The organism is Candidatus Poriferisodalis sp. (assembly GCF_965219595.1).
Taxonomy (GTDB): Bacteria; Actinomycetota; Acidimicrobiia; order Acidimicrobiales; family Poriferisodalaceae; genus Poriferisodalis.
This window is the reverse complement of record NZ_OZ244781.1, coordinates 2,986,237-3,010,247: the sequence shown is the minus strand read 5'-3', so window position 1 is coordinate 3,010,247 and position 24,011 is coordinate 2,986,237. Positions and strand designations below refer to the sequence as shown.

16 protein-coding genes are annotated in these 24,011 nt (G+C 67.1%); 9 read left to right on the top strand and 7 right to left on the bottom strand.

Translation table 11 applies throughout. From position 1 onward, the window contains the following. Window positions 1–10 precede the first annotated feature (10 nt). Complete coding sequence (locus tag ACOQPE_RS13285; RefSeq protein ID WP_420609370.1) at window positions 11–1,720, bottom strand: formate--tetrahydrofolate ligase; 1,710 nt, start codon at window positions 1,718–1,720, stop codon at window positions 11–13. A gap of 233 nt (window positions 1,721–1,953) precedes the next feature. Between ACOQPE_RS13285 and ACOQPE_RS13280 the strand changes: the two genes are divergently transcribed. The 3 genes from ACOQPE_RS13280 to ACOQPE_RS13270 are packed head-to-tail and all read left to right on the top strand — an operon-like array spanning window position 1,954 to window position 6,315. After that, on the top strand, window positions 1,954–4,476 hold the full coding sequence (locus ACOQPE_RS13280; protein ID WP_420609369.1) for an FAD-dependent oxidoreductase: 2,523 nt from the start codon (window positions 1,954–1,956) through the stop codon (window positions 4,474–4,476). Window positions 4,477–4,504: 28 nt separating this feature from the next. Further along, complete coding sequence (locus ACOQPE_RS13275) at window positions 4,505–5,269, top strand: electron transfer flavoprotein subunit beta/FixA family protein (RefSeq protein WP_420609368.1); 765 nt, start codon at window positions 4,505–4,507, stop codon at window positions 5,267–5,269. Then, a complete protein-coding gene (locus ACOQPE_RS13270; RefSeq protein ID WP_420609367.1) occupies window positions 5,266–6,315 on the top strand; it encodes an electron transfer flavoprotein subunit alpha/FixB family protein in 1,050 nt (349 codons plus the stop codon). Before ACOQPE_RS13275 ends, ACOQPE_RS13270 begins: the two co-directional genes overlap by 4 nt. Window positions 6,316–6,320: 5 nt before the next feature. Here ACOQPE_RS13270 and ACOQPE_RS13265 read toward each other — a convergent pair whose 3' ends face one another. After that, window positions 6,321–7,076, bottom strand: a complete 756-nt coding sequence (locus tag ACOQPE_RS13265; protein ID WP_420609366.1) for an IclR family transcriptional regulator — start codon at window positions 7,074–7,076, stop codon at window positions 6,321–6,323. Window positions 7,077–7,287: 211 nt separating this feature from the next. Between ACOQPE_RS13265 and ACOQPE_RS13260 the strand changes: the two genes are divergently transcribed. From ACOQPE_RS13260 to ACOQPE_RS13235, 6 genes are all read left to right on the top strand, one after another. Further along, window positions 7,288–9,303, top strand: a complete 2,016-nt coding sequence (locus ACOQPE_RS13260) for a molybdopterin oxidoreductase family protein (protein ID WP_420609365.1) — start codon at window positions 7,288–7,290, stop codon at window positions 9,301–9,303. Continuing rightward, the gene (locus ACOQPE_RS13255) at window positions 9,296–11,080 is read left to right on the top strand and encodes an NADH-ubiquinone oxidoreductase-F iron-sulfur binding region domain-containing protein (RefSeq protein ID WP_420609364.1); all 1,785 of its coding nucleotides are present in this window, start codon (window positions 9,296–9,298) and stop codon (window positions 11,078–11,080) included. Before ACOQPE_RS13260 ends, ACOQPE_RS13255 begins: the two co-directional genes overlap by 8 nt. Beyond that, the gene (locus ACOQPE_RS13250) at window positions 11,077–12,018 is read left to right on the top strand and encodes a 2Fe-2S iron-sulfur cluster-binding protein (protein WP_420609363.1); all 942 of its coding nucleotides are present in this window, start codon (window positions 11,077–11,079) and stop codon (window positions 12,016–12,018) included. The genes ACOQPE_RS13255 and ACOQPE_RS13250 overlap by 4 nt, the downstream gene beginning before the upstream one ends. A gap of 93 nt (window positions 12,019–12,111) precedes the next feature. Next, a complete protein-coding gene (locus tag ACOQPE_RS13245) occupies window positions 12,112–13,428 on the top strand; it encodes an MFS transporter (protein ID WP_420609362.1) in 1,317 nt (438 codons plus the stop codon). A gap of 28 nt (window positions 13,429–13,456) precedes the next feature. Next, on the top strand, window positions 13,457–14,281 hold the full coding sequence (locus tag ACOQPE_RS13240; RefSeq protein ID WP_420609361.1) for an EamA family transporter: 825 nt from the start codon (window positions 13,457–13,459) through the stop codon (window positions 14,279–14,281). 65 nt (window positions 14,282–14,346) lie between these two features. Next, window positions 14,347–17,526 (top strand): cell wall-binding repeat-containing protein, encoded by a 3,180-nt coding sequence (locus tag ACOQPE_RS13235; protein ID WP_420609360.1) that lies wholly within the window; start codon window positions 14,347–14,349, stop codon window positions 17,524–17,526. A gap of 34 nt (window positions 17,527–17,560) precedes the next feature. Here the strand turns inward: ACOQPE_RS13235 and ACOQPE_RS13230 are convergent, their stop codons facing one another. From ACOQPE_RS13230 to ACOQPE_RS13210, 5 genes are all read right to left on the bottom strand, one after another. After that, window positions 17,561–19,093: a trimethylamine methyltransferase family protein gene (locus ACOQPE_RS13230; RefSeq protein ID WP_420609359.1), complete on the bottom strand. Its 1,533-nt coding sequence runs from the start codon at window positions 19,091–19,093 to the stop codon at window positions 17,561–17,563. Further along, the gene (locus ACOQPE_RS13225; RefSeq protein ID WP_420609358.1) at window positions 19,090–21,231 is read right to left on the bottom strand and encodes an ASKHA domain-containing protein; all 2,142 of its coding nucleotides are present in this window, start codon (window positions 21,229–21,231) and stop codon (window positions 19,090–19,092) included. Before ACOQPE_RS13225 ends, ACOQPE_RS13230 begins: the two co-directional genes overlap by 4 nt. A gap of 10 nt (window positions 21,232–21,241) precedes the next feature. After that, window positions 21,242–22,171: a dihydropteroate synthase gene (locus ACOQPE_RS13220; RefSeq protein WP_420609357.1), complete on the bottom strand. Its 930-nt coding sequence runs from the start codon at window positions 22,169–22,171 to the stop codon at window positions 21,242–21,244. Continuing rightward, entirely contained in the window at window positions 22,168–22,902 is a 735-nt protein-coding gene (locus ACOQPE_RS13215; protein WP_420609356.1) for a DUF1638 domain-containing protein, read from the bottom strand. Before ACOQPE_RS13215 ends, ACOQPE_RS13220 begins: the two co-directional genes overlap by 4 nt. Window positions 22,903–23,050: 148 nt before the next feature. Next, window positions 23,051–23,773 (bottom strand): corrinoid protein, encoded by a 723-nt coding sequence (locus tag ACOQPE_RS13210; RefSeq protein WP_420609355.1) that lies wholly within the window; start codon window positions 23,771–23,773, stop codon window positions 23,051–23,053. Window positions 23,774–24,011 lie beyond the last annotated feature (238 nt).

Sequence of the window (24,011 nt, the reverse complement as noted above, 5' to 3'; positions counted from 1 at the left end):
ACGGCTCCGTTCAGCTCAGGCCGACGATGTCGCCGTCGGCATCCAGGTCGATGTGACGGGCTGCCGGGTCACGTCCGAGCCCGGGCATCGTGCGCATGTCGCCGCAGATCGGATACACAAACCCGGCACCAACCGACGCCCGCACTTCGCGCACCGGCAGAGTCCAGCCGGTCGGGGCGCCTTTGAGCGAGGCATCCGACGAGATGGACAGGTGGGTCTTGGCGATGCACACCGGGAGGTTGCCGAAGCCGTTGCGCTCATAGCCGTCGATCTCGCGGTTCGCCCGGGCGGTGTAGCTCACATCGTCTGCGCCGTACACGTTGGTCGCGACGGCGCGGATCTTGTCGCGCAGCGACATGTCATCGGGGTACAGCACCGAGAAGTCCGTCGGCTCCTCGGCAGCCTCGGCCACGGCTTCGGCAAGGCCAGCCGCGCCGGAGCCGCCGTCGGCGAAGTGAGTGCAGCGGGCCGAGCGGGCCCCGTACTCGGCGGCGATCTCGGCGATGGCGGCAAGGTCGGCCTCATGGTCGCCAGGGAACTGGTTGACCGCCACCACCGGCGAGACACCGTGCATCCGCACGTTCTCGAGCTGTTTGCGGAGGTTGTCGCCGCCGGCGTGCACCTCATCGGGGTTGGCCTCGAGCAGGGCAGGCGGCAACGGTCGCCCGGCCACGATCCGGTGCTTGCCCGAATGAGCTTTGAGGCCACGCACGGTCGCCACGATCACTGCCGCGTCGGGCGAGACACCCGAGTACCTGCACTTGATGTTGAAGAACCGCTCCGCACCCATGTCGGCACCGAAGCCCGCCTCGGTGAGCAGGAAGTCGGACGTGCCGATACCGATCTGGTCGGCAACGATCGAGGAATTCCCGGTCGCGATGTTGCCGAAGGGACCCGTGTGCACGAGTGCCGGGGATCCTTCCAAGGTCTGCATGAGGTTGGGTTTGATGGCTTCGCGCAGCAGCACCGCCATCGACCCGGCGGCGCCGATGTCCTCGGCGGTCACCGGCTCGCCGCCTTTGGTGTAGCCGAGCACGATGCGGCCGAGCCGAGCACGCAGATCTGACATGGAGGTGCACAGCGCAAGTGTCGCCATCACCTCCGAGGCAGCGGTGATGTCGAAGCCCGACTCGCGGGGGATGCCGTCGAGGCGGCCGCCCAATCCGATGGTGATGTTCCGCAAGGCCCGGTCGTTGACATCCAGCACCCGGCGCCAGGTGATGTTGTGAATATCGAAGCCGGCCTCATTGCCGTGGTACAGGTGCGCATCCAGCATGGCAGCGCAGAGATTGTGCGCTGCGGTGACGGCGTGCATGTCGCCGGTGAGATGCAGGTTGAACAGGTCCATCGGCACCACCTGGCTGTAGCCGCCGCCGGCCGCTCCGCCCTTGATGCCGAAGGTGGGACCCATCGACGGCTGCCGGATGGCGATGGTGGCGGTTCGCCCGATGTGTCCGAACGCCTGCCCGAGCCCAACCGTGGTGGTCGTCTTGCCCTCGCCGAGCGGCGTCGGGGTGATGGCCGTCACCACCACGTAGCGCCCGCGGGGCCGGTCAGCCATCGCTTCGACGGCCTCCAGCTTGACCTTGGCCACGCCGGAGCCGTACAGCTCGAGGTATTCCAGCGGGATGCCCGCCTCGTCCGCGATCTCGGTCAGCGGCCGGATCTGTGCAGCCGATGCAATCTCGAGATCACTTGGAAATCCGCCTGTCGTTGCCATGCCGTGCACCCCCACACGAATTGAGCCCTCTACACCCTGCCAGAACCTCGCGGCCTCGCTGCGCCACTGGTTCGATGTCGTCAATTGCCGGGTCGTTCGGCTACTGTTCCCCTAGTTGCTGTTCCGCTGAGCGGAACTGTTCCATCATACAGAACAGCATCGATCCATAGCAGCGATATGCGGCAGCGGTGCTGCGGCATGCTGTTGACCAGCAATGGCGGGGGATGAGAGTTATGAGTGACTTTCCGGCGCGGGCAGATTGTGTCGTCATTGGTGCAGGCATCGTCGGCAACTGCCTGGTCGGCCATCTCAGCGATCTCGGCTGGACCGACATCGTGCTCCTCGACAAGGGCCCGCTGCCCAATCCGGGCGGATCCACCGGCCACGCATCGAACTTCATCTTCCCCGTCGATCACTCCAAGGAAATCGTCGATCTCACGGTTGACAGCCAGCATCAGTACGAGGCACTGGGTCTGCAGAACACGTGCGGCGGAATCGAAGTGGCACGCAGCCCCGAGCGCATGGAGGAGTTTCGCCGCCGCATGACCTCGGCGACGTGCTGGGGCATCGAGTCGAAGCTGCTCACGGTGGACGAGGTCGTCGAAATGGTGCCGTTCATCGACTCCGATGTCATCTTGGGCGGCTTCTATACCCCCAGCGTCTCGGCTGTGGACTCGCTGGAGACGGGGACGCAGATGCGCCGCCGGGCCACCGAGGCCGGCCACCTGCAGACCTTCGCCAACACCGAAGTGCTCGACATCGAGACCATGGCCGGAGCGAACCGCCCCCGCGTCTCCGCAGTGGTGACCGATCGGGGCCGCATCGAATGCGACACCGTGGCGATCGCCTGCGGCGTATGGAGCCCCAAGCTCGCCCAGATGGCCGGAGCCACCATCCCGCTCACACCCGCCGTCCACCAGATGGTCGATGTGGGCCCGTTCGACGTGCTGGTCGAGACAAATCAGGAGCTGGCATACCCGATCGTGCGCGACATGGACACCTTCTGCTACGAGCGCCAGTCGGCCGGCTCCATGGAGGTGGGCAGCTACGCCCACCGGCCAATCCTGCACCGTGTCGAGGACATCCCTTCCAACGAGGAAGCAGCTCTCAGCCCGACCGAGATGCCGTTCACGCCCGATGACTTCGACGAACAACTCGAGCAGGCCATCGAGCTGATGGAGTTCCTGGGCGACGGTGAGATCAAGTACGCCATCAACGGCCTGCTCTCGCTGACGCCCGATGCTTCCCCGGTCTTGGGCCCGACACCGGAGGTCGAGAACCTGTGGTCGGTGGCGGCGGTGTGGGTCAAAGAAGGTCCTGGTGTGGGGCGCCTGATGGCCGAATGGATGACCTACGGCTATCCCCGCATGACCGATCCCCACGGCTCGGACGTCACGCGCTTCTACCCCCAGGATCGCAACGTCATCCACATCGAGACCCGGGCCGACGAGCACTTCAACAAGACCTACGGCATCGTGCATCCACGCGAGCAGTGGGCGACGCGCCGCAACTTCACCTGCGGACCCGCCAAGGCCCGCACCGATGACCTCGGAGCCTTCTACTTCGAGGCCGGCGGCTGGGAGCGACCGCACTGGTACGAATCGAATGCCGACCTCGTCGACCGCTACGGCATCGAGGGCCGTACCCACGAGTGGGATGCTCGCTGGTGGAGTCCCATCACCGATGCCGAGCACTTGCACCTGCGGGAGCACTGCGGGCTGGTGGACATCTCGCCGTTCCAGGTGTTCGAGGTGTCGGGCCCAAGCGTGGTGCCCTATATCGAGAAGATGGTGGTCAACAAGTGCGACCTGCCGGTCGGCCGCTCGATCTATACCCCGGTGCTCACCGCCGACGGCGGCTTCCGGTCCGACCTCACGATCGTGCGCCTGTCCGAGGACCGCTTCCGCATTGCCACCGGTGCATTCGACGGCGGTCGTGACGAGTACTGGTTCCGCCACAACCTGCCCGCCGACGGCGTGCACTTCGAGAACCGCACCGAGGCCTTGGCTACCTATGGCGTGTGGGGCCCCAATGCGATCGCGCTGCTGCAGACGCTGACCGAAACCGACCTGTCCCAGGAGGCTTTCGGCTACGGCCAGGTGCGCGATGCGTTGCTCTCGGGCATCCCGGTGCAGATGTTTCGCATCTCCTACGTCGGCGATGCGGGCTTCGAGATCTACTGCCCTACGAGCGCAGGGCTGGCGCTGTGGGACGCCATTGCCGAGGCCGGGCGGGAATACAGCCTGCGGCCGGTCGGTGCGGGGGTGTATGGCACCACCGGACGGCTCGAGAAGGGCTACCGCCTCATGGGCGCCGAGCTCGAGAGCGATTACAACCCGGTCGAGGCAGGCTTGGCCCGGCCCCGGGTGAAAGCTGCCGATTTCATCGGCAAGGAGGCGTACCTGGCGGCCCGGGAGGCGCCGCTGGCAGCCCAGCTCTGTGTGCTGCGCTTCGAGAGCCTGCGTTGTGCCGAGGGCTACGACCGCTTCCCGATGGGGGCCGGCAACGAGCCTGTGCTAACGCCGGCGGGGAAGCGGATTGTCGACTCGCATGGCAGGGTCAGCCGCGTCACCACCGCGGGCAACGCACCATCGCTCGGTGCCTACCTGGCAATGGCCTACCTGCCGCCCGAGTTGGCTGCAGCGGGCACTGAGCTGTCGGTCATGTATCAACATGAGCAGTACCCGGTGACGGTGGAGGCGACGGGTGCGAATCTCGCGCTGTTCGATCCCCACGACAGCCGCATGAAGGCCTGAGGGCGCGCTGATGCGCATCCTGGTGTGCGTGAAGCGAGTGCCTGCCGTCGGCTCACGCATCAATGTCACCGATGACGGCCAGCAGGTCGATACTGCCCATTTGGGCTTCACCACCAGCCCGCACGAGGAATGCGCGGTGGAGGAGGCCGCCCAGATCGTGGAGCAGCTCGACGGCGATGACCATGCCGTCGTGGTGCTCACGCTGGGTCCCGAGGCGTCCACTGAGCAGCTGCGCTATGCAGCCAGCGTCGGCGGCAACGAGTTCGCCCTGGTGATGGCCGAGGGCGGCCTCGACTGGGATCCCCAGCGAACGGCCGTCGCCATCACGTCCGCTGTGCGGGAGCTCGAGGCCGCCGGTGGGCAGTTCGACCTGATCCTGTTCGGCAACGAATCTGCCGACGGGGGCAACTTCCAGGTCGGCATCCGGGTGGCGCACGCGCTCGGGAGGCCGATCGTGAACGGCATCAAGGGCATCGACCCCCATGAGCGAGGGTTCACCGCGCGCCGCGAGACCGATGCCGGCTACGAGGTGTACGAGCTCGAGGCCCCCTGCGCGCTCGGTGTCAAGGAAGGCATCAACCTGCCCCGCTACCCGACCATGAAAGGGCGTCTCGCCTCGCGCAAGGCCCAGATCCAGGTGCTCGACTGCGCCGCCGATGTTGATGCGGGCGGGCAGTCACGGGTTCGGCTGCACCGGCCGCCCGAGCGTGCCAGCACCACCGTGCAACTCGGCGACAGTGCCGCTGCAGCACCCGCTGTGGTGGACCTGCTGGACGAGTTGGGGGTGCTGTGAGCGCCGTCGCTGTCCTGATCGACCACGACCGTGGTGTCCCCTCAGGCGGTGCCCTGGAAGCCCTGACTGCGGCCCGCTCGCTCGCCTCGGACCTGAACACGGATCTCGTAGCCGTCATCCTGGGCGACGGCGACCTGTTCGATGCGCACGGCGCCGATCTCGTTGCCGCCTGCGCCGACTATGGCGCCGCTGTGGTGCACTGCGGACGCCATTCATTCCTGGCCGACTACGGACCCGATGCCTGGGGCACTGCGCTCGCGATGTTCGTCGAGGCTGCAGGGCCTGTGGCCGTCGTGGCGGCGGGAACCGATCGTGGTGCCGAGGCCATGGCCCAGCTCGCCGCCCGCACCGACCTGCCGCTTGTGGCCAACTGCGTGAACGTGTCGCCAGCAAGCTCGCTGGCCGATGCGCCGTCCGGCCCCGCAGGCGGCGATGCGTGGCACATCACTCGCATCCAGTGGGGCGGTTCGCTGCTCGAGGACGTGACCCTCACCTCGACCTTGCCGCTGCTGACTATTGCGCAGCACTCCATCGAGGCCGAGCCGTGCGAGGGCGGTCCCGTCCCAGCGGCTGTTGCCGATTTCGAGCCCGACCTTGGGCCTGAAGTGCAGCAGACCCTGGTCCGCGATCGGGTGACGCTGGCCGAGGGCGTCACGCTGTCCACCGCGCCGGTCGTGGTGTCGGGCGGCCGAGGCGTCGGCTCAGCAGACGGATTCGCCCCGCTCGAAGAGCTAGCGGACCTGCTCGGCGGCCGCGTCGGATGCTCACGAGCGGTCACGAACAACGGCTGGCGCTCGCACGCAGACCAAGTCGGCCAGACGGGCACCCGGATCGCCCCAGAGATCTACATTGCCTGCGGCATTTCGGGAGCGATCCAGCATTGGGTCGGCGCCATGGGTTCGAAGAACATCCTGGCGATCAACATCGACCCTGAGGCCAACATGGTCACCAAGGCGGGCTACGCAGTCATTGCTGACCTGCACGAAGTCGTGCCCGCGATCTGCGACGAGATCCGGCGCCGCCGCGACCGCCCCAGCTCGAGCTGAGCCGGCTACACCGGCAGGGGCGCCCGTCCTGCCAGGTGCTCCGCCAGGTTCGATGCGGCCTCGATGAGCACGAGGCCGATGTCGTGGGTGCTGTTCGGATCGGGGAATCGGTACGCGGGCCCGTGAACATGCAGGGCCGCTACCACTGCACCCTCCTCGTTCAATACCGGCGCGGCTACCGAGTTGATCCCGATGGCGAACTCCTCGTACACCCAGACGTATCCGGCGTTGGCAACCTGGCTCAGCCGCGTCTTCAGCGCATCGGCATCGACCATGCTGTTCGCAGTCGTCGCCTCAAGACCAGCGCGCACGTACTCATCGAGTGCCTCGGGGCTGAGATGGGCCAAGTACACGAGCCCCGAAGGCACCAAGTGCATCGGGCAGTACTCGCCCGTCCACGAGCGCACTTGCACTTCGGACTCGGGCTCGACCTGGTCGAGGTAGTACACCGTCCGATCTGCACGAACGCTCACGCCGGCCGTCTCGCCGACCTGGTTGACCAGGCTGTGCAGGTGCGGGCGTGCCGCGGCCAGCAGGCTCCGATCTGCACCAGCAGCCCCGATGATGTCGATGAGTCCCTGTCCGAGCCGGTAATCGCCGCCTGCGTCGTCCTGGACGACGGCGTCGACTGCTTCGAGCGATGTCAGCAGCCGGGCCACCGTGCTCTTCGGCAGCCCAACGTGATCGGCTACGTCGGTGACACCCTGTGGACCCACGGCCAATGCCCGCAAGACAGCGAACGCGCGAGAGATCGACTGCACCGGCTCCACGGTAGCCCGCGGGCAGCATGGACCTGTCGGTTGACGGTATTTTTGTGCCGTATTGTGGAACTGTTCTGCTCTACGGAACGCCACACTGCCAATACGGGGCAGCAAATCTGTAGTCAGGGTAAAACTGTTGTAGTCACGGTAAAGAGTCCGAGGACAGCATAGAATTCTGGATCACGGCACTCAGGCGTACCGAGGAGGGGCGATGCCGCGGGGGAACAGTGCACGATCGGGGGGGCGCCAAGCACCTCTCGCGCGGCTCGACACGCCTCTCGTGCGTGACGGCGGCGTCCTGCGCCCCGCGAGCTGGGACGATGCGCTCGACCGTGCGGCATCGGGGCTGCGGGCGGCCACCCAGCAGCATGGCGCCGGCGGCGTCGGCATGTTCTCGTGCTCGAAGAGTACGAACGAGATGAACTACGCAGCCCAGAAGTTCATGCGGACGGTGCTGAAGTCCAACAACATCGATTCCTGTAACCGCACCTGACACGCTCCGTCGGTCGTCGGTCTGGCGACAGTGTTCGGACTCGGGGGCGGAACGTGCTCGTACCAGGAAATTACCGAGACTGATGTCATCCTGCTGTGGGGATCGAATGCCCGTGAGGCCCATCCGATCTTCTTCCATCACCTGCTGCGTGGCCTTGACAACGGCGCTGCCATGTACGCAGTGGATCCCCGCCGAACCTCCTCGGCCGAGTTTGCCGACGTGTGGCTCGGCCTCGACGTGGGCACAGACATCGCGCTGTCCAACACCGTGGCTCGCGAGATCATCGCCCAGGGCATGCACAACCGGTCGTTCATCGATCATGCGACGACGGGGTTCGATGCCTACGCAGCATCGGTAGAGCCGTTCACGCTCCCCGAGGGCGAGCGGCTGACCGGCGTGCCAGCAGAGGCCATCGCGGAGATGGCCCACCGTTATGCCACGGCCGACCGAGCGCAGATCCTGTGGACGCTGGGCATCACCGAGCACCACACGGCGGTCGAGAACGTGCTCTCGCTGTGCAACCTGGCGCTGCTGACCGGCCATGTCGGCCGGCGCGGCTCGGGCCTGGTGCCCCTGCGAGGCCAGAACAACGTGCAGGGCGGCGGCGACATGGGTGCTCTGCCCGATCGACTGCCCGGGTTCCAGCTCCTCACTGACCCCCAGGTCCGGGCTCGCTACGAGAGCACCTGGGGCTGTGAGCTGAATCCCGTCCCGGGAAAGCACCTCACCGCGATGTTCGAAGCCATGGAAGACGGCGAGCTAGGGGCCCTCTATGTCATCGGGGAGAACCCGGCCGATTCCGAAGCCAACGTGGCTCACGCCCGCAAGCTGCTCGAAGGGCTGGACCTGCTGGTCGTGCAGGACATCTCGCTGACGCGTACCGCACGGATGGCTGACGTGGTGCTGCCTGCGGCTGCGGGCTGGTCCTCCAGCGAGGGAACGGTCACCTCCTCCGAACGCCGTGTCCAGCGGGTGCGTGCTGCGGTGCCTCCCCAGGGTGACGCACGCGACGATGTGCACATCATCAGCGAGTTGGCACAGCACATGGGCGCGCGGTGGACGGCCACGTCCGCGCAGGAGTTATGGGACGAGATGCGATCGCTGTCGCCGTTGCATGGCGGCATGAGCTGGGAGCGTCTCGAGGCGAGCGGCGGCCTGCAGTGGCCCTGTCCAGACGACGACCATCCCGGCACCGAGTTCCTGCACGGCTGGCTCTGGGAACCCGACCTCGACGGCCATGCGCCGGCACCATTTTCGACCGTCACGCATCTTCCTCCCGCAGAGGCACTGAGCAAGCAGTTCCCACTGCGCCTGACGACTGGCCGGGTGCTCGATTCCTACAACACGGGCGCGCAGTCTGCGGGCTATTCCTCGCCCATCCGCTCCGGTGATGCCATCGAGATCAGCCCTGCCGACGCGTCGGATATCGGGATCGTCGAAGGCGACACGGTGCGTGTGAGCTCACCCCGGGGCTCGGTGGACATGGACGTGCATGTCACCGATCGCCTTCCCACAGGCTTGGTCTTCACGACGTTCCATTTCCCGGAGCTGGTGGATGCGAACCTGCTCACGAACGACGCTTGGGATGCCCGCAGCGGCACGGCGGAATTCAAGGCCGCCGCCGTTCGCATCGACCCGCTGCCGCCTCTCACTGCTGCCGCTGGCGGTACATCCGGCCCAGCCGTCGCCGACCGCGCATCTGGCACCGCAGCGGCAGGTGGCGCTGGTGGCTGACCTGCACTTCTCCGATGCGGAGCCCACCGCATCGGAGCGACGAGCGGTGCTGGCTGCACTCAGCGTCGACGAGGCGAGCGACGGCGCCGTTGTCGTCTCCCATCCGCGTGTCGTGCGCGCAGGGATGCAACGGCGAAAGCAGATGCGGCACCAGTTGCTGCCTGCGCTGCATGCTCTCCAGCGCGAGGCCGGGTGGATCTCGCCGGGCGGCCTCAACTTCGTCGGCCGGACGCTGGGCGTGCCACCGGCGGAGGCCTACGGCGTGGCCACGTTCTACGAGATGTTCCGCACCGAAGCCCCCGCTCACGAGCTCAGCGTCCGCCATGTCTGCGTCGATCCCATCTGCGCGCTGGCAGGTGCCGCACCCCTGGCGGAACACTTGCGCTCACAGGGTCATGCCGTGCACGAAGGTCCCTGCCTCGGGCAGTGCGAACGGGCGCCGGCGGTGTTCATCCAGGGCCGCCGCGAGCCTGATCGCGTCCCCGCAGACGGCAGCGGTCCTGATTCGCTGCTCGTGAGCGTCACGGCGTCGGCGCCCGAAGCACCCAGCCTGCTGCGGCACATGATCGGACGGGACCCCGGCCACAGCGAGAGCATGTCGATGGAGGCGTACCGGGAGCGAGGTGGGGGAGCAGCCCTCGACGCAGCACTGAGCCTCGGAACCGACGAAGTCATCTCCCAGGTGACCGCAGCCGGGCTGTCGGGGCGCGGCGGGGCCGCCTTTCCCACAGGCATCAAGTGGCGAGCGGTGGCCGACGGCGAAGGTCCCAAGCACGTCGTCGCCAACATCGACGAATCCGAGCCCGGAACGTTCAAAGACCGGCTGCTCTGCGAGCTGGAGCCCTTGGCCATCATCGAGTCCATCGCTGTGGCCGGCCTGACCGTGGGCGCCGAGCACGGCTGGATCTACATACGCGGTGAGTACCCGCTGGCCACCCAACGCCTCCGGTATGCCATCGCGCAGGCCCACAGCGCCGGCTGGCTCGGCGATGACGCGGCCGGATCCGGGCAACCGTTCGACATCGAGCTACGCAGGGGTGCGGGCGCCTATATCTGCGGCGAGGAGACGGCCCTGTTCAACTCGCTCGAAGGATTCCGGGGAGAGCCGCGCAACAAGCCGCCATTCCCCACTACCCATGGGCTGTTCGGCCGCCCCACGGTGGTGAACAACCCTGAGACGCTGCTCAACGTGAACGAAATCCTGCGCATCGGTCCTGAGGCGTACCGCAGCGTGGGAACCGAGGGCTCGCCGGGCACAAAGCTGTTCTGCCTCTCCGGTCACGTCGGCCGGCCAGGGCTGTACGAAGCTCCCTTCGGGATGACGCTGGGCGAGCTGCTGGGCCTGGCCGGGGGTGCGCAGGGCACGCTGGCCGCAGTGCTGCTGGGCGGTGCTGCGGGCAGCTTTGTCGGGCCCGACGCCGGGGAGCTGCAGCTCTCGCTGGAGGACACACGGGCTGCGGGCACGACACTCGGCTCAGGCCCGGTGATGGTCTTCAACGACACTGCCGACATGAGCGCCGTAGTCGAGCGACTGGCCAAGTTCTTCCGCGACGAGTCGTGCGGCCAGTGCGTTCCCTGCCGCGTGGGCACGGTCCGCCAGCACGAGCTGGTGACGCAGATCCGTCGCACAGGACGGTCGACGGAACCTCAGCGTGAGCTGCTCGGAGACATCGCGGACGCCATGGGCGACGCTTCCATCTGCGGGCTCGGCCATACAGCGGCCTCAGCAGTGCTCTCCGCCATGCAGTTGGGTCTGCTAGGAGACACTGCGTCATGACTCGTTCCGGTGAGAACCCCCGTCCCGAAGCCGAGACAGCACTGGTGACGCTGAGCATCGACGGGCGCGAGGTGACGGTGCCCGAGGGGGAGACGATCCTGGCGGCCTGCACGGCAGCCGACGTCGAGACGCCCACCATCTGCTGGGCGCCCAACCTCACACCGGTGAACGTCTGCCGTGTCTGTGTCGTGGAGCTCGAAGGGTCTCGCACGCTGGTGCCGGCGTGCTCACGACCGGCTGAGGCGGGGATGCAGATCAGCACCGATTCCGAGCGAGTGCGCCACAGCCGGCGCATGGTGCTGGAATTCCTCGGTTCGGCAAATGACCTCTCGCAGGCGTCGGAGATTGCCGACTGGTCACGAACCTACGGCGCCGACCCTGCCCGCTACGAGGGCTCGGCGGACGGCGGCGGTGATCTGCCCTTGCGCCCCGAGCCCGAGCGCGTCGACGAACCTGTGCGCATCCAGGACGATCTGTACATCCGTGCGTACGACCGCTGCGTGCTCTGCTACAAGTGCGTCGAGGCCTGCGGCGACGATGCCCAGCACACCTTCGCCATCGCAGTGGCAGGACGCGGTTTCGATGCCCGCATCCGCACCGAATACGACGCCGAGCTCCCCGACAGTGCGTGCGTGTACTGCGGCAACTGCGTGGCGGTGTGCCCCACCGGCGCCTTGCAGTTCCGCACCGAGTTCGACTTGCGCGCCGTGGGGGAGTGGCGCCCCGACGATCAAGCCGTCACCCGCACGGTGTGCTCCTACTGCGGTGTGGGGTGCAATCTCGAACTGCATGTCCAGGACGAGCGCATCGTGAAGGTCACGTCGCCTGCCGATCATTCGGTGACCAGCGGCCATCTGTGCATCAAGGGCCGGTTCGGCTGGCAGTACGTGCACGCGCCGGCGTTCGAGCCCCCCACAACATCGGCAGCGGAGCACTAGCCGCAGGTGTCGGCGCAGACACCAGCACCTGAACCGACCCCGACCTCCGAGGACGGAGCAACGAGCACTGCACGCCAGACACGGCGAGCACGGGTGCGGCGGCGTGCACGCACACTGGCCGTCGAGCAGCAGCAACAGCAGCAGTCGAGCGACCTCGATCAGGCCGCACCGGTCGTCGGCGGTCCGGCGCTCGCCGGCCGGTTCAGCCGGAGCGCAGCGCTGTTCGGCGGCATCACGCTGCTCATGGCCGGCCATGGGCTCCAGAACACACTGCTGGGCGTACGGGCCGAAAGCGAAGGCTTCAGCTCGACAGTGGCTGGGCTGGTCATGGCCATGAACTTTGCCGGCTTCCTGGTGGGCGCAGCGCTGGCGCCGCGGCTGCTGCGTCAAGTGGGTCATGTGCGCGTCTTCGCCGCACTCGCCTCGCTGGGCAGCAGCGTCACGCTGGTGCAGGCCGTCTTCGTGACCCCGTTGGTCTGGGGCGCATGCCGGCTGGTGTGGGGCATGTGCCTCGCAGCGCTGGTGGTGGTAGCCGAGACATGGCTGAACGAGCTGGCCACCAATCGCAACCGCGGCCAGATGATCGCTACCTACATGGTCGTCACCATGGGCTCGATCGCGACCGGCCAGTTCCTGGTCACGGCTGCCGACGTAAACGGTTTCACCCTGTTCGCCGTCTCCTCGGTGCTGGTATCGCTGGCACTGGTTCCGATGTCGCTGTCGGCTTCGGCCAACCCGCCAGTGGTCGTGCCCGAGCCGCTCAGCCTGAGGGCGATGCTGCAAACAGCGCCGACCGGGGTGATCGTGGCATTCCTGGTCGGCGGAGCGCTGGGCTCCATCTCGGGTCTCGGAGCGGTGTACGCCGCCAACCGGGGGCTCACGCCCTTCGAAGTCGCGCTGTTCGTGGGTGCGCCGATGATCGGCAGCCTGTTCGGGCAGATCCCGCTTGGCCGCCTGTCCGACAGCGTGCCTCGGCGCTTGGTGATCCTGCTGGCTGCGCTTGCAGCGGCATCGGGCTGTCTGGCGATGCTCGCACTCGACGAGCGCACAGTTGCAGGCCTCGCCGTGATGGCTCTGATGGGAGCATTCGCCTACCCCATCTACTCCATGGCCGTGGCGCAGACCAACGACTGGCTGCGAGATGAGCAGCGCGCCAGCGCCAGCGCCGTGCTCGTGCGCATGAACGGCGTCGGTGCCCTGATCGGACCGACGGTGGCCGCGCTCGCGATGTCGGTGACGCTGAATGCGTTCTACCTCGTGATGGCTGCGGCGCATGTGCTGATCGCGCTGCTCGTGACCGCACGCATCGTCCTGGTGGCTGGACCGAGCGTCGATGCTCAAGGCAACTTCCTGCCCATTCCTGCTCGAGCCTCAGCGGCCGTGGCGGCCCTGCTGAGACTCCGCCGGTGAAACCTCGTTTGCGCGCAAGGGCCTGCTGATGGGAGCGCTGTTCGGCCTGCTCACGTCGTTGAGCATCGGCACGAGCGACCTGTTCGGGCGCCGGGTGGTGACCCGTTGTCACGTGTTGTCAGCGATGATCGTGTTCCAGGGCGCCGCAGCGCTCGTATCGCTCGGGATCCTGCCGTTCATTCCGAGTGCGTTCGCCGGAGACGACTTCACGCGGGGCTTGGTGTCGGGCCTCGGGCTCGGCGCTGGCCTGGCGCTGTACTACACATCACTCGACCGGGCTGGCTCTGCGATCGCTGCACCGATTGTGGCAACGCTGTCAGCCGTCATCCCGTTCGCCTACACGGCGGTGCGAGGCCACGATCCGCCGCTCATCGGCATCATCGGCGCCGCCGTTGCCTTCGGAGGGCTCGGCCTGGTGACAGCAGGAGGCACTCGGGGCAAACACGTCGGGGCCGGAACGGTCTGGGCAACGTTGTCCGGCCTCGGGTACGGCGTGGGGCTCAGCGTGCTGGTCGACCTGTCCGAAAGCTCGGGGGCTTGGCCTGGGTTCGGTCAGCGGCTGACCTCAGTGGGGCTCATGGCCGCTGTGGTCGCGCTGCGGGGTCTCCCGGCACTGCCCCCGCCCGACGTGATGGGCTTCGCGTTGCTGACGGGTGTGGCCAGTGCCGCGGCGACGATTTTCTACATCGTCGGCATCTGGTTCGACCCGCCTACGACCGTGGTTGGGGCATCGATGTTCCCGGTGATGAGCGTCATCGTCGGCCGGATCGCCTATCAGGATTCCCTCAACGCGCGACAGTCCATCGGCATCGTCGCCGCGGTCGCGGGTGTCACCGCCGTCGTCGCCACCTAAGCGCAGGTTGTCGCCCGTTACCGCTGCCAATCGGCGGCACCGAGAATCAACGCTACGGTCGCGCCGTGAGGGCAGCGCAGTCGATCTTGGCTTCGGTGGCGGCCTGCGTGGTCGCTATTGCCGGATTTCCCACCGTCGCAGCATCCCAGGCTGCCGATGCCGAGTTGGCGACTGTGGCAATCGACCGCCACGGCGGTGCCGATCGTTATTCAACGTCGTCGCAGGTCGCTGAGGCGGTCTCTGCCGACGCAGGGGGCTCCTTGGAGTGGGCCGTCGTGGTATCTGGCCGCAGTTGGCCCGAAGCCGTCGTCGCAGCGTCAGTGGCTGGCTCCCTCGATGCACCGGTCATCATGACGCCACCGGATCGGCTTCGGCCCGACACTGCGGAATTCCTCGCCCGAAACGGCGTGTCCGATGTCCTGGTCATCGATTCACGGGATCCCACGGCCGGTCCCGATGCGCGTGTAGGGGATGCGGTCGTTGATGGACTCCGCGCCATCGGCATCAGTGTCAAACGAATCAGCGGCGACGACCGCTACGGTGCGGCCACCGCGACGGCCACCGAGCTCCGCGGCATCCTTCAACGCCGCCACGGTGATTCCAGATGGGCCGGTGTGATGCCCGGCAAGGGTCGGACCGCGTTTGTGGCCAGCGGGGAGGTGTTCGCAGATGCCCTAGTGGCCGGCCCTATAGCTGCACGGGGACACCATCCGGTGCTGCTCACTACGCCCGGCGAACTGCACCCCGGCGTCGCGTCGTATCTGCGACAGGCACCGGTGGAGCACGTTGTGCTGATGGGCGGCACGGCGGCCCTCAGCGAGTCCGTCGAAGCATCAATCCGCGATCTGGGCGTCGATGTGACCCGCTTGGCCGGCGCGACTGGCTTCGACACGGCCGTCGAGGCGGCCGAATTGGCTCACGGCCGGTACTCAAGTGGAACGAACGAGTGCTTCGGCTACCGCAGCATCGGCATTGCTCGTGCCCGTGTCCCGTTCGATGCCTTCAGCGCCGGACCCCTGCTGGCACGGCTGTGCGCGCCGCTGGTGCTTGGTGAACCTGCCCGAATCCCCGCGGAGACTGCCGGCTACCTCGACGTTGCCCGCGCAGGCGCGCTGGAGGCGCGAATCCGCTCGGTCGACCTGCAGATGTTCGGCGGCCAAGCGGCCATATCGGATGCAGCCCTGTCGGCCTATCTCGGCCGCGCCGTCGACACTGCCGCCAGGGCCGATAGCGAGATCTCCTACCCAAGAGCACCCGTCTTCGGCACCGGCGCGCCGGCAGTGCCACCCGGTACCTGCGGCGGCGACGCCGACGATCCCGCCCGGCGACTTCTGAACGTTGACCCCGCTTCCTATCCGGCATGGTCGCCCGACTGTAAGCACATCGCCTATTCCAGTGGCGGTCACATCTGGATCGCTCGCGTCGACGGCAGCGAGCCTCGCGCACTGGTGACCGACAGCGCAGGCGGCGCCTATGACCCAGCATGGTCAGCCGACGGCTCGAAGATCGCCTACATGCTTGAGCCCTCCGCCACCACAGCTTGGGATGCAGGCATCTGGGTGATCGACGTCGACGGCAGCGGTAAGAAGCAGCTCACTGATGCCACGTACCACGATCGGAGCCCCGCATGGTCGCCCGACGGGCGCACGATCGCCTTCCGGCGCTTCAAGGACAGCGAGCACTCCATGGCCATTCTGGCGATGGACCCCGACGGCGGCGACCTCCGAGAGCTCACCGACTACGCACAGTCGGACTACTCGCCGACCTGGTCGCCTGACGGCACCACGATCGCCTTCGTGCGTTCAGGCGAGATTGCACTCATGGCGGCCGACGGATCCGATGTGCGCACCTTGGGCGGCACGGTCAACAGCAGCATCAGCTGGTCGCCTGGGGGAGACCGCCTCGTCTTCGTTTCCCACAACGCCGACAGCAGCACCATCAGCACAGTTCGCCTCAACGGAACTGGCCAGCAGGCCGTCGCCGAGATTCCCGGCACCGTGCATTCGCCCGCGTGGTCGCCGGACGGCGAGCTCATCGCCTTCTACACGCGCGACGCCCATCACTATGAGGTCTTCGTGGTCGGGTCGGCAGGCACGTCGATCGCTACGACCCACGACTGCAAGCCCCATGGTCGCAATGGCGTCACCGCAGGGTTCCCGCTGCCAGCATGGTCGCCTTCCGCAGTGGGAACCGTGCGGGTTGCCGTGCTGTTCGTGGATTTTCCCGATGCTGTAGCGATGCATTCCACCCACAGCGAGGTAGCAGAGAGCCTGCCCTACATGGAGGAGTATCTCGAAGAGGCCAGCGGCGGCCGTCTGGACCTGCGATTCGAGGTCTTGCACGAATGGCTACGGGCACCCCAGAACCACGCTGCTCATGTTCACCACACATATCTCGGCGTCGAGGCGAGCCAGTTGTCGGCTGACCTGGCCGCAGGCAAATTGGACTTCTCAAACATCGATGCCGTTATGACGGTGTTCCCCAGCGATCAGTTCTCTATAGCCACAGCCGGCGGCATCATCGATGTCGACGGGGAGAGCATCCCGACATTCCGCATGAACGTCTTGCGCCGGACCCAGCGGCGGGCCATCACCTCCAATGGCTGGGCCGCAGCGCATGAGCTCCTGCACGTGTTCGGACTCGCGGATCTGTACAGCCAGGCAGGGACCCCGACCCGACCGGACCGCAAGTCCGGATACCGGCTCGCCGCGTTCGATTTCGGGATCATGGGCCTGGACGTGTACCACTTCTTCGACGAGCACGACCCGATCCTCAGCGGCACCTCCGCGCTGTCCTCCGACCATTACCTCGTGGATGACTGGATCCGTTTCCACGAGATGCTGGCGTGGAGTCGCTTCCAGCTGGGCTGGCTCGGCGCGGATCAGACAGAGTGCGTCGAAGAGCAGGACTCGCTGCACTCCATCGGCCCGGTGAGCCAGAACGAGGATGACGTGCGCCTCGTCGCCGTGCCGGTCGGCCCTACTCGGGTGATCGCCCTAGAGGTCCGCCGCGGCGCAAACCGCGACCGGTGGGCGCGAATCGCCAACGAAGGCGTGCTCGCCTACACCGTCGACGGCGCCAGATTTGACCGTCCCATCAAGATCGGCGACGACGACGGGCGTCATCAGATCGATCGGTTGCCCTTGCTGGGCGTCGGCGACGAGCTGTTCGTCTGGGGATACCGGATCGCAGTGTTGGCCGAAGTCGGCGACAACTACGTGGTGCGAATCCAGCAGCTCGGCTGAGCAGTCATTTCTCCAAGCTGAGGCGCCAGTTTTCTCAGACGATGGCGTCTGGCTCTTCAGCTTTGCGGCGGGCGATGTAGTCGCGCAGCTCGGCGTCGATCGCATCGTCGATGGGCGGCGGCTCGTAGTCGGCGAGCATCTGCTTCATCAACCGGTTGGCTCGCTGGGCCGCATCGAGCGAACCCTCATCGGACCACTGCTCGAAGCTGTTGTTGTCGGCGATGGATGATTGGTAGAAGGCGGTCTCGAAATTGGCCAGGGTGTGCGGGTGGCCCAGGAAGTGGTCGCCGTGGGGGTTCGTCGTGAATGCCTCGACAGCCTGGCCGTTGTCGGACATGTCCACGCCCCGGGCGTACACCTCCATCATCCCGAGTTGGTCGGCGTCCATCAGCAGCTTCTCGTAACTCAACGTCAAGCCGCCTTCGAGCCAGCCCGCTGCGTGGAGCACAAAGTTCACCCCCGCAGCGATCGTCGGCAGCAGCGTGGATGCCGATTCGTAGGCCGCTTGTGCATCGGGTGCCTTGGACGACGTGAACTGCCCGCCCGAGCGGAACGGCACCCCAACACGCCGTGCCAGCTCGGCCATGACGTAGATCGCCAGACCTGCCTCGGGCGTGCCGAACGTAGGCGCACCGGTGGCCATCGACATCGAGGATGCGAACGTGCCGAAGATCACCGGGGCCCCTGGCCGCACGAGCTGGCAGAACGCCATGCCCGACAGCGCCTCTGCCAGCGCCTGGGCGGCCAACGCCGCCACCGTGACCGGCGACATGGCGCCGGCCAGGATGAACGGTGAGATCACGCACGCCTGGTTGTGCTGCGCGTACACCTCGGCTGCGCCGAGCATGGTGGCGTCCCAGCGCAGCGGTGACGAGGCGTTGATGAGGCTCGTCAGCACGGTGCGATCGCTCAGATCGCCGCCGAAGGCGATGCGGCAGAGTTCCACCGAATCGGCTGCGCGCTGGGCTGCCGTCACCGAGCCCATCAGCGGCTTGTCGCTGTAGCGCAGGTGCGCGTACACCATGTCGAGGTGGCGCTTGTTGACCGGGACGTCCACCGGCTCGCAGACCGTGCCGCCGCTGTGGTGAAGGTGGGGGAGCATCCAGGTCAGCTTCACCACCTGCTCGAAGTCGCCGAGGGTGGCATACCGGCGTCCGGCATCGAGGTCAGTGACGAACGGCGAGCCGTAGTTGGGGGCGAACACGGTGGCGTCACCGCCGATCGGAACCGACCGAGCCGGGTTACGGGCGTGCTGGACATAGGTGGCCGGCGCGGTGGCCTGGACGATCTCGCGGCACATGCCGCGCGGGAACCGAACCAGCTCGCCATCAACATCGGCGCCGGCGTCACGCCAGAGCTCGAGCGCCCGGGGGAAGCCCTGGAAGGCAACCCCCACCTCGGACAGGATCGTCTCGGCGTTCTCCTCGATCTGGGCCAGGCCCTCGGCGTCGAGCACGTTGACCGGCGGCAGCCTCCGCTGCACGTGGGTGTTGAAAGCCACGTCGGCTGCCGTTCGTTGGGCCTGGCGGGCAGCTCGACCGCCTCCTCGCCGTCGTCGCTCGCTCATGCTTCCTCGCTCATCGGGACCGCTCGCCGTCGTCTGCTGCGGTGGTGGGGACTCGAAGTTCTACGGGATGGGCGGGGCAGGTCCACCACCGTCGCGAGCAGCGGGCTGGGTGCGGTGGCATGGGGGAGTGCCATGGCTGCCACGAAGAGCTCCTGAAACCTCGGCTCGGTGGCAGTCTCGATCTTGCGGATGCTGCGGACCACTCGCTCCATCTCGGCCCGCTGGCTCCCTGACAGCAGTGCACGTACAGCGCCGGTGCCTGCTGCGTTGCCGACCGACCGCACCTCATCCGGGTCGCAGTCGCCGATGAGCCCGAGCACCATCGCCCGTACCGGATCGATGTGCGCCCCGAAGGCTCCAGCGAGCAGCACACGGTCGGGGGCCTCGATGGCAGCGTGCTCGCACAGCAGGTCGATGCCGGCGCGCAGCGCCGCCTTTGCCAGCTGGATGGCCCGCACATCGTTCTGGGAGATGGTGATGGTGGGTCCGTCGGCACCTTCGGGGGGCTCGTACAGCACGAACGACGACGTCCTGCCATCGGAGGTCACACGGGACGCCCGCTCGCCCTCGCCCGGCGGCGCTGCGATGACCCCATCGGACGACAGCACCCCGGCGAGGTACATCTCGGCGACGACCTCGATGATCCCAGAGCCGCAGATCCCCGTGACACCTGCGGCAGCACTGCGAGCGCCTACGGCGACTCGCCGTTCGACTGCTTCCGCGAAGCCGGGCTCATCGGACCACAGGTCGCAGCCGATGACGCGCACCCGGGGAGCCCAGGTTGCCGGATCGATGCGCACGCGCTCGATCGCTCCCGGCGTTGCGCGCTGACCGCAGCTGATCTGCGCGCCCTCGAATGCGGGCCCGGTCGGGCTGGACGCTGCCCACAGGCCATCCGAGTTGCCCAGCACGATCTCGGCATTGGTGCCCACGTCCACCAGGAGGGTGATGGCTTGGTCGCGATACGGCCCTCCAGCGAGCACTGCCGCCGCAGTGTCCGCGCCCACATGACCGGCGATCGCTGGCGCAACGTAGACGCGAGCCGATGGGCACGGCAGGTCCATCTCCGGCCCGTCAACCTCGACGGCCGCGTCGGTCGCCAAGGTGAACGGTGCCTGCCCGAGCGGGGTCGGGTCGATGCCGAGGGCGATGTGGATCATGATCGGGTTGCCGACCAGCACCACCTCCAGCACAGCGTCTGGCTCAGCACCGGCATCAGCGCACAGCTCGGTGATCAGCGCTGCGAGCGAGTCTCGGACGAGCGCAGTGAGTTCCTGGGCGCCGCCGGGGTTCATCATCACGTACGACACCCGGCTCATCAGGTCCTCGCCCAGTCGGATCTGCGAGTTCATACGTCCAGCGGAAGCCAGTACGTCACCGCTGTGCAGGTCGACCAGGTGGCCAGCAATGGTCGTCGAGCCGATGTCGACCGCAACGCCGAGTGCCGCTGTCGCGACACCCGGCCAGACCGCTGCCACCATGCCGGTGCGCTCGCTCCGCTCTGGCCCGCTCCAGCGAACGGCAACCGTCACCAGCCGGCCGCCGGCGTCGTCGGGGGAGCCGGCAGCGACCGATGCGTGGAGCCCCGCGAGTGCGCCCGGCAGGATGCCGGCCAGGTGAACGCCCCATTCGTCGGCCACGCAGTCGATCACGACCTGGGCGAGCCCGCGACGCTCGTCGAGCGTCGGCGGCGGCACGGTGACGGCATGCAGCGTCGCCAGCGGGTCGAGCGCGATGTCGCCCACGTCGACTGTCTTGCGCACAACGGGGCCGTGCAGCTGGCTCTCCGGCGGCACATCCAGTACGACGTCGGCCTGCACACGCGCTTGGCAGCCCAGTCGTGCGGAAGGACCCAGCGGGCGTCGGCCTTCGTATGCGGCTTCGGTGCCGCCTGGCGAGCTGAGCGCTTCGGGGCCAGCGGTGATGGCCCACTTGGGAAACGAACCCACCGAGGGCACGATCTGGCACCGGCCGCAGATGCCACGCCCGCCGCACACGCTGTCGAGATCGACGCCGAACTCCCGAGCGGCATCCAGCACAGTGGTACCGGCCTTCACTGCGCCCGCCCGCCCGCTGGGGGTGAACACCACCCTGACCGGCTCCGGGTCATCGGCGGACGTGAGCGAGCCCGTCGGCATCGGGGCTCCCCTAACCAGTGCGCGCGCGACGTCCGCCCCGTCGACGGGGACGTTCGCCGGACCCTGCGCTGGCAGCACTGTCGGCCCCCATTGCGCTGCGGTCGCGGTGCTCGGAGATCCACGCCGCACAGTTCTCGTCGTTGCCAGCGAGGACATCGCCAGCCATGACTGCTGCCTTCACATCGGCGTGGAGCGGGTTCATGATGGCCGATGTCATCCCGGCACCGATCGCCATAGCCAGGAAGGTGCCGGTGATGATGTGCCGGTTGGGCAGCCCGAAGCTCACATTGGAGGCCCCGCAAGTGGTGTTGACGCCCAGTTCGTCACGCAGCCGGCGCACGAGGTGGAATACCTGCCGTCCTGCCGTGGCCATGGCGCCTATCGGCATCACGAGCGGGTCCACCACCACGTCTGCCGTGGGAATGCCGTAGTCGGCTGCGGCGCTCACAATCCGCTTCGCTACGTCGAAGCGGACGTCGGGGTCCTCGCTGATGCCGGTCTCGTCGTTGGAGATGGCGACCACTGCCGCCCCGGCCCGCGCCACCAGCGGGAGCACCCGCTCCATCACCTCCGGCTCTCCGGTCACGGAGTTGATGAGGGGCTTGCCCACGTAGGCGTCTACGCCAGCTTCGAGCGCCTCGATGATCGACGAGTCGATGCTGAGCGGAACATCGGTGACCGACTGCACCAGCTTCACCGCCGCTGCGAGCAGTGCAGGCTCGTCGGCGAGCGGCACGCCGGCATTGACATCGAGCATGTGGGCGCCGGCCGTCACTTGTGCCAGTGCGTCAGCTTCGACCCGGCTGAAGTCACCCTCCTTCATCTCCTCAGCGAGCAGCTTGCGACCGGTGGGATTGATGCGCTCGCCGATCATCACGAACGGCCGGCCGAAGCCGATTACCACCTCACGCGTGGCGGAGCTGATGACGGTGTCGGTCACACCGCTGCCTGGGGCCGTTCGCTGCGCTTTGGCGCAGCGACCTCGGAAGTTGCAGTACTGCGCTTTGGCGCAGTGAGCTCGGAAGGCACAGTGCTGCGCTTTGGCGCAGCGACGCTGGTCAGTGTGGTCTCGAGTTCTCCATAGCCGGTCTCGACGATTTCGAGCGGGAGGCCGAGGCGGTCAGCTCCGGCACGAGCGCAGGCCTCGATGCGAGCGCGCTGAGCGCCATCGGGCGTCTGGGTCAGCAGCACCACGCGGCGGTAGTTGCCGAAGTAGAGCTCTGCCAGCTCAGGATGGTCGGCAATGCCGAGGCCCTGCCAGACCAGGAGGTCGAAGTGACGGGCCAGATAGTCGGTCAGGTAGAAGGTCGCCGGTTCGGCTTCGGACATCTCGTCGAATCGCGGGGCCGTGGCGAAGAACTCGTAACAATGCGCGCCGGGCACTCGGGTCATCGAGGGCCCGTCGCCTGCCGCATGAGCTCGCTCGAACTCGGCGCACAGGTCGTCGATGGCTCCAGCGCTGCCGCAATCGCCATAGCCGAGGAGTATCTGTTCGTAGGTTCGACCCTGCTGTGCGAGCCGGTCCAGCCGTGCGCGCACTTCCGGCGCAATGAGCGCAGGACGGTTATGCAGCTTCGCCGGCAGGCACTCCACATCGATGTGTTCGAGGCCTCCGCTGCCGACAATCGCCTGCAGCTCGTTGGCGAGTGCACCGCAGCCGAGTACCAGCACGCGGCGTGATCGGCTCTCTGCTGAAGCGGCAGCCGGCCGCGGTGCGCGCCGCGCTGCCGCAGGTTTTGCTGCAGCCTCGGCTACCCGGCGCGCACGCGAGCGCCGTCGCCGGCGAGCGGTCGATTCCCGAGACGAGGTGGCTGTCATCTCACGCAGCGGCAGCGCGCCGGGCCCTGATGAGGTCTGTGGCGGTCTCCGCCGCGACGGCAGCATCGCGGCAGTAGGCATCTGCCCCGACCGCTTCGCCGAATTCCTGATTCAGCGGGGCGCCGCCGACGATGACGAGGTAGTCGTCGCGCAGGCCTTGCTCGATCAGCGTGTCGACCACCACCTTCATGTACGGCATGGTGGTGGTCAGCAGCGCTGACATGCCCAAGATGTCGGGCCGATGCTCAGCGAGGGCGCCGAGGAACTCGTCGACGTCGGTGTTGATCCCCAGGTCCACCACCTCGAAACCCGCACCCTCGAGCATCATCCCCACCAGGTTCTTGCCGATGTCATGGATGTCGCCCTTGACGGTGCCGATGACGATCTTGCCGATCGGTTCTGCGCCGGTCTCTGCCAGCAGTGGCCGGAGTACCTCCATGCCGGCCTTCATGGCGTTGGCCGCGAGCAGTACTTCGGGAACGAACAGGATCCCGTCGCGAAAGTCGATGCCGACGATGCGCATGGCCTCGACCAGCGCTTCATTGAGGACCTTGTCGGCCCCCCAGCCGCGCCCGAGCAACAGCTCGGTGCCTTCGACGATCTCGGGGCCGAGCCCGTCATAGAGATCGTCATGCATCTGTGCGATGAGATCGTCGTCGTCGAGGGCTGAGAGGTCGATCTCCTCATCAGCATCGGCGCTGTCGACGGTTGCCGCATCGGCCATGCCTTGCCCCCTCGCCATGGTCATGACGTGTGCCGGGCACCCCCGTCCCGGTCAACTGTCCAAGATTCAGCATGGGTCCTGCGGCCAAGTCGTCCCGATGTGCTGTCCAGCAGATTGCTGTTCCGCATAGTGGAACTGTGCCGCAGAACGGTACAGCAGTACGGTACCACGAACCCCGCCGGAACAGCGACATGGGAGCACGTGAATTCAAGGCGACATGCCGGCGTCTGCCGGCGCA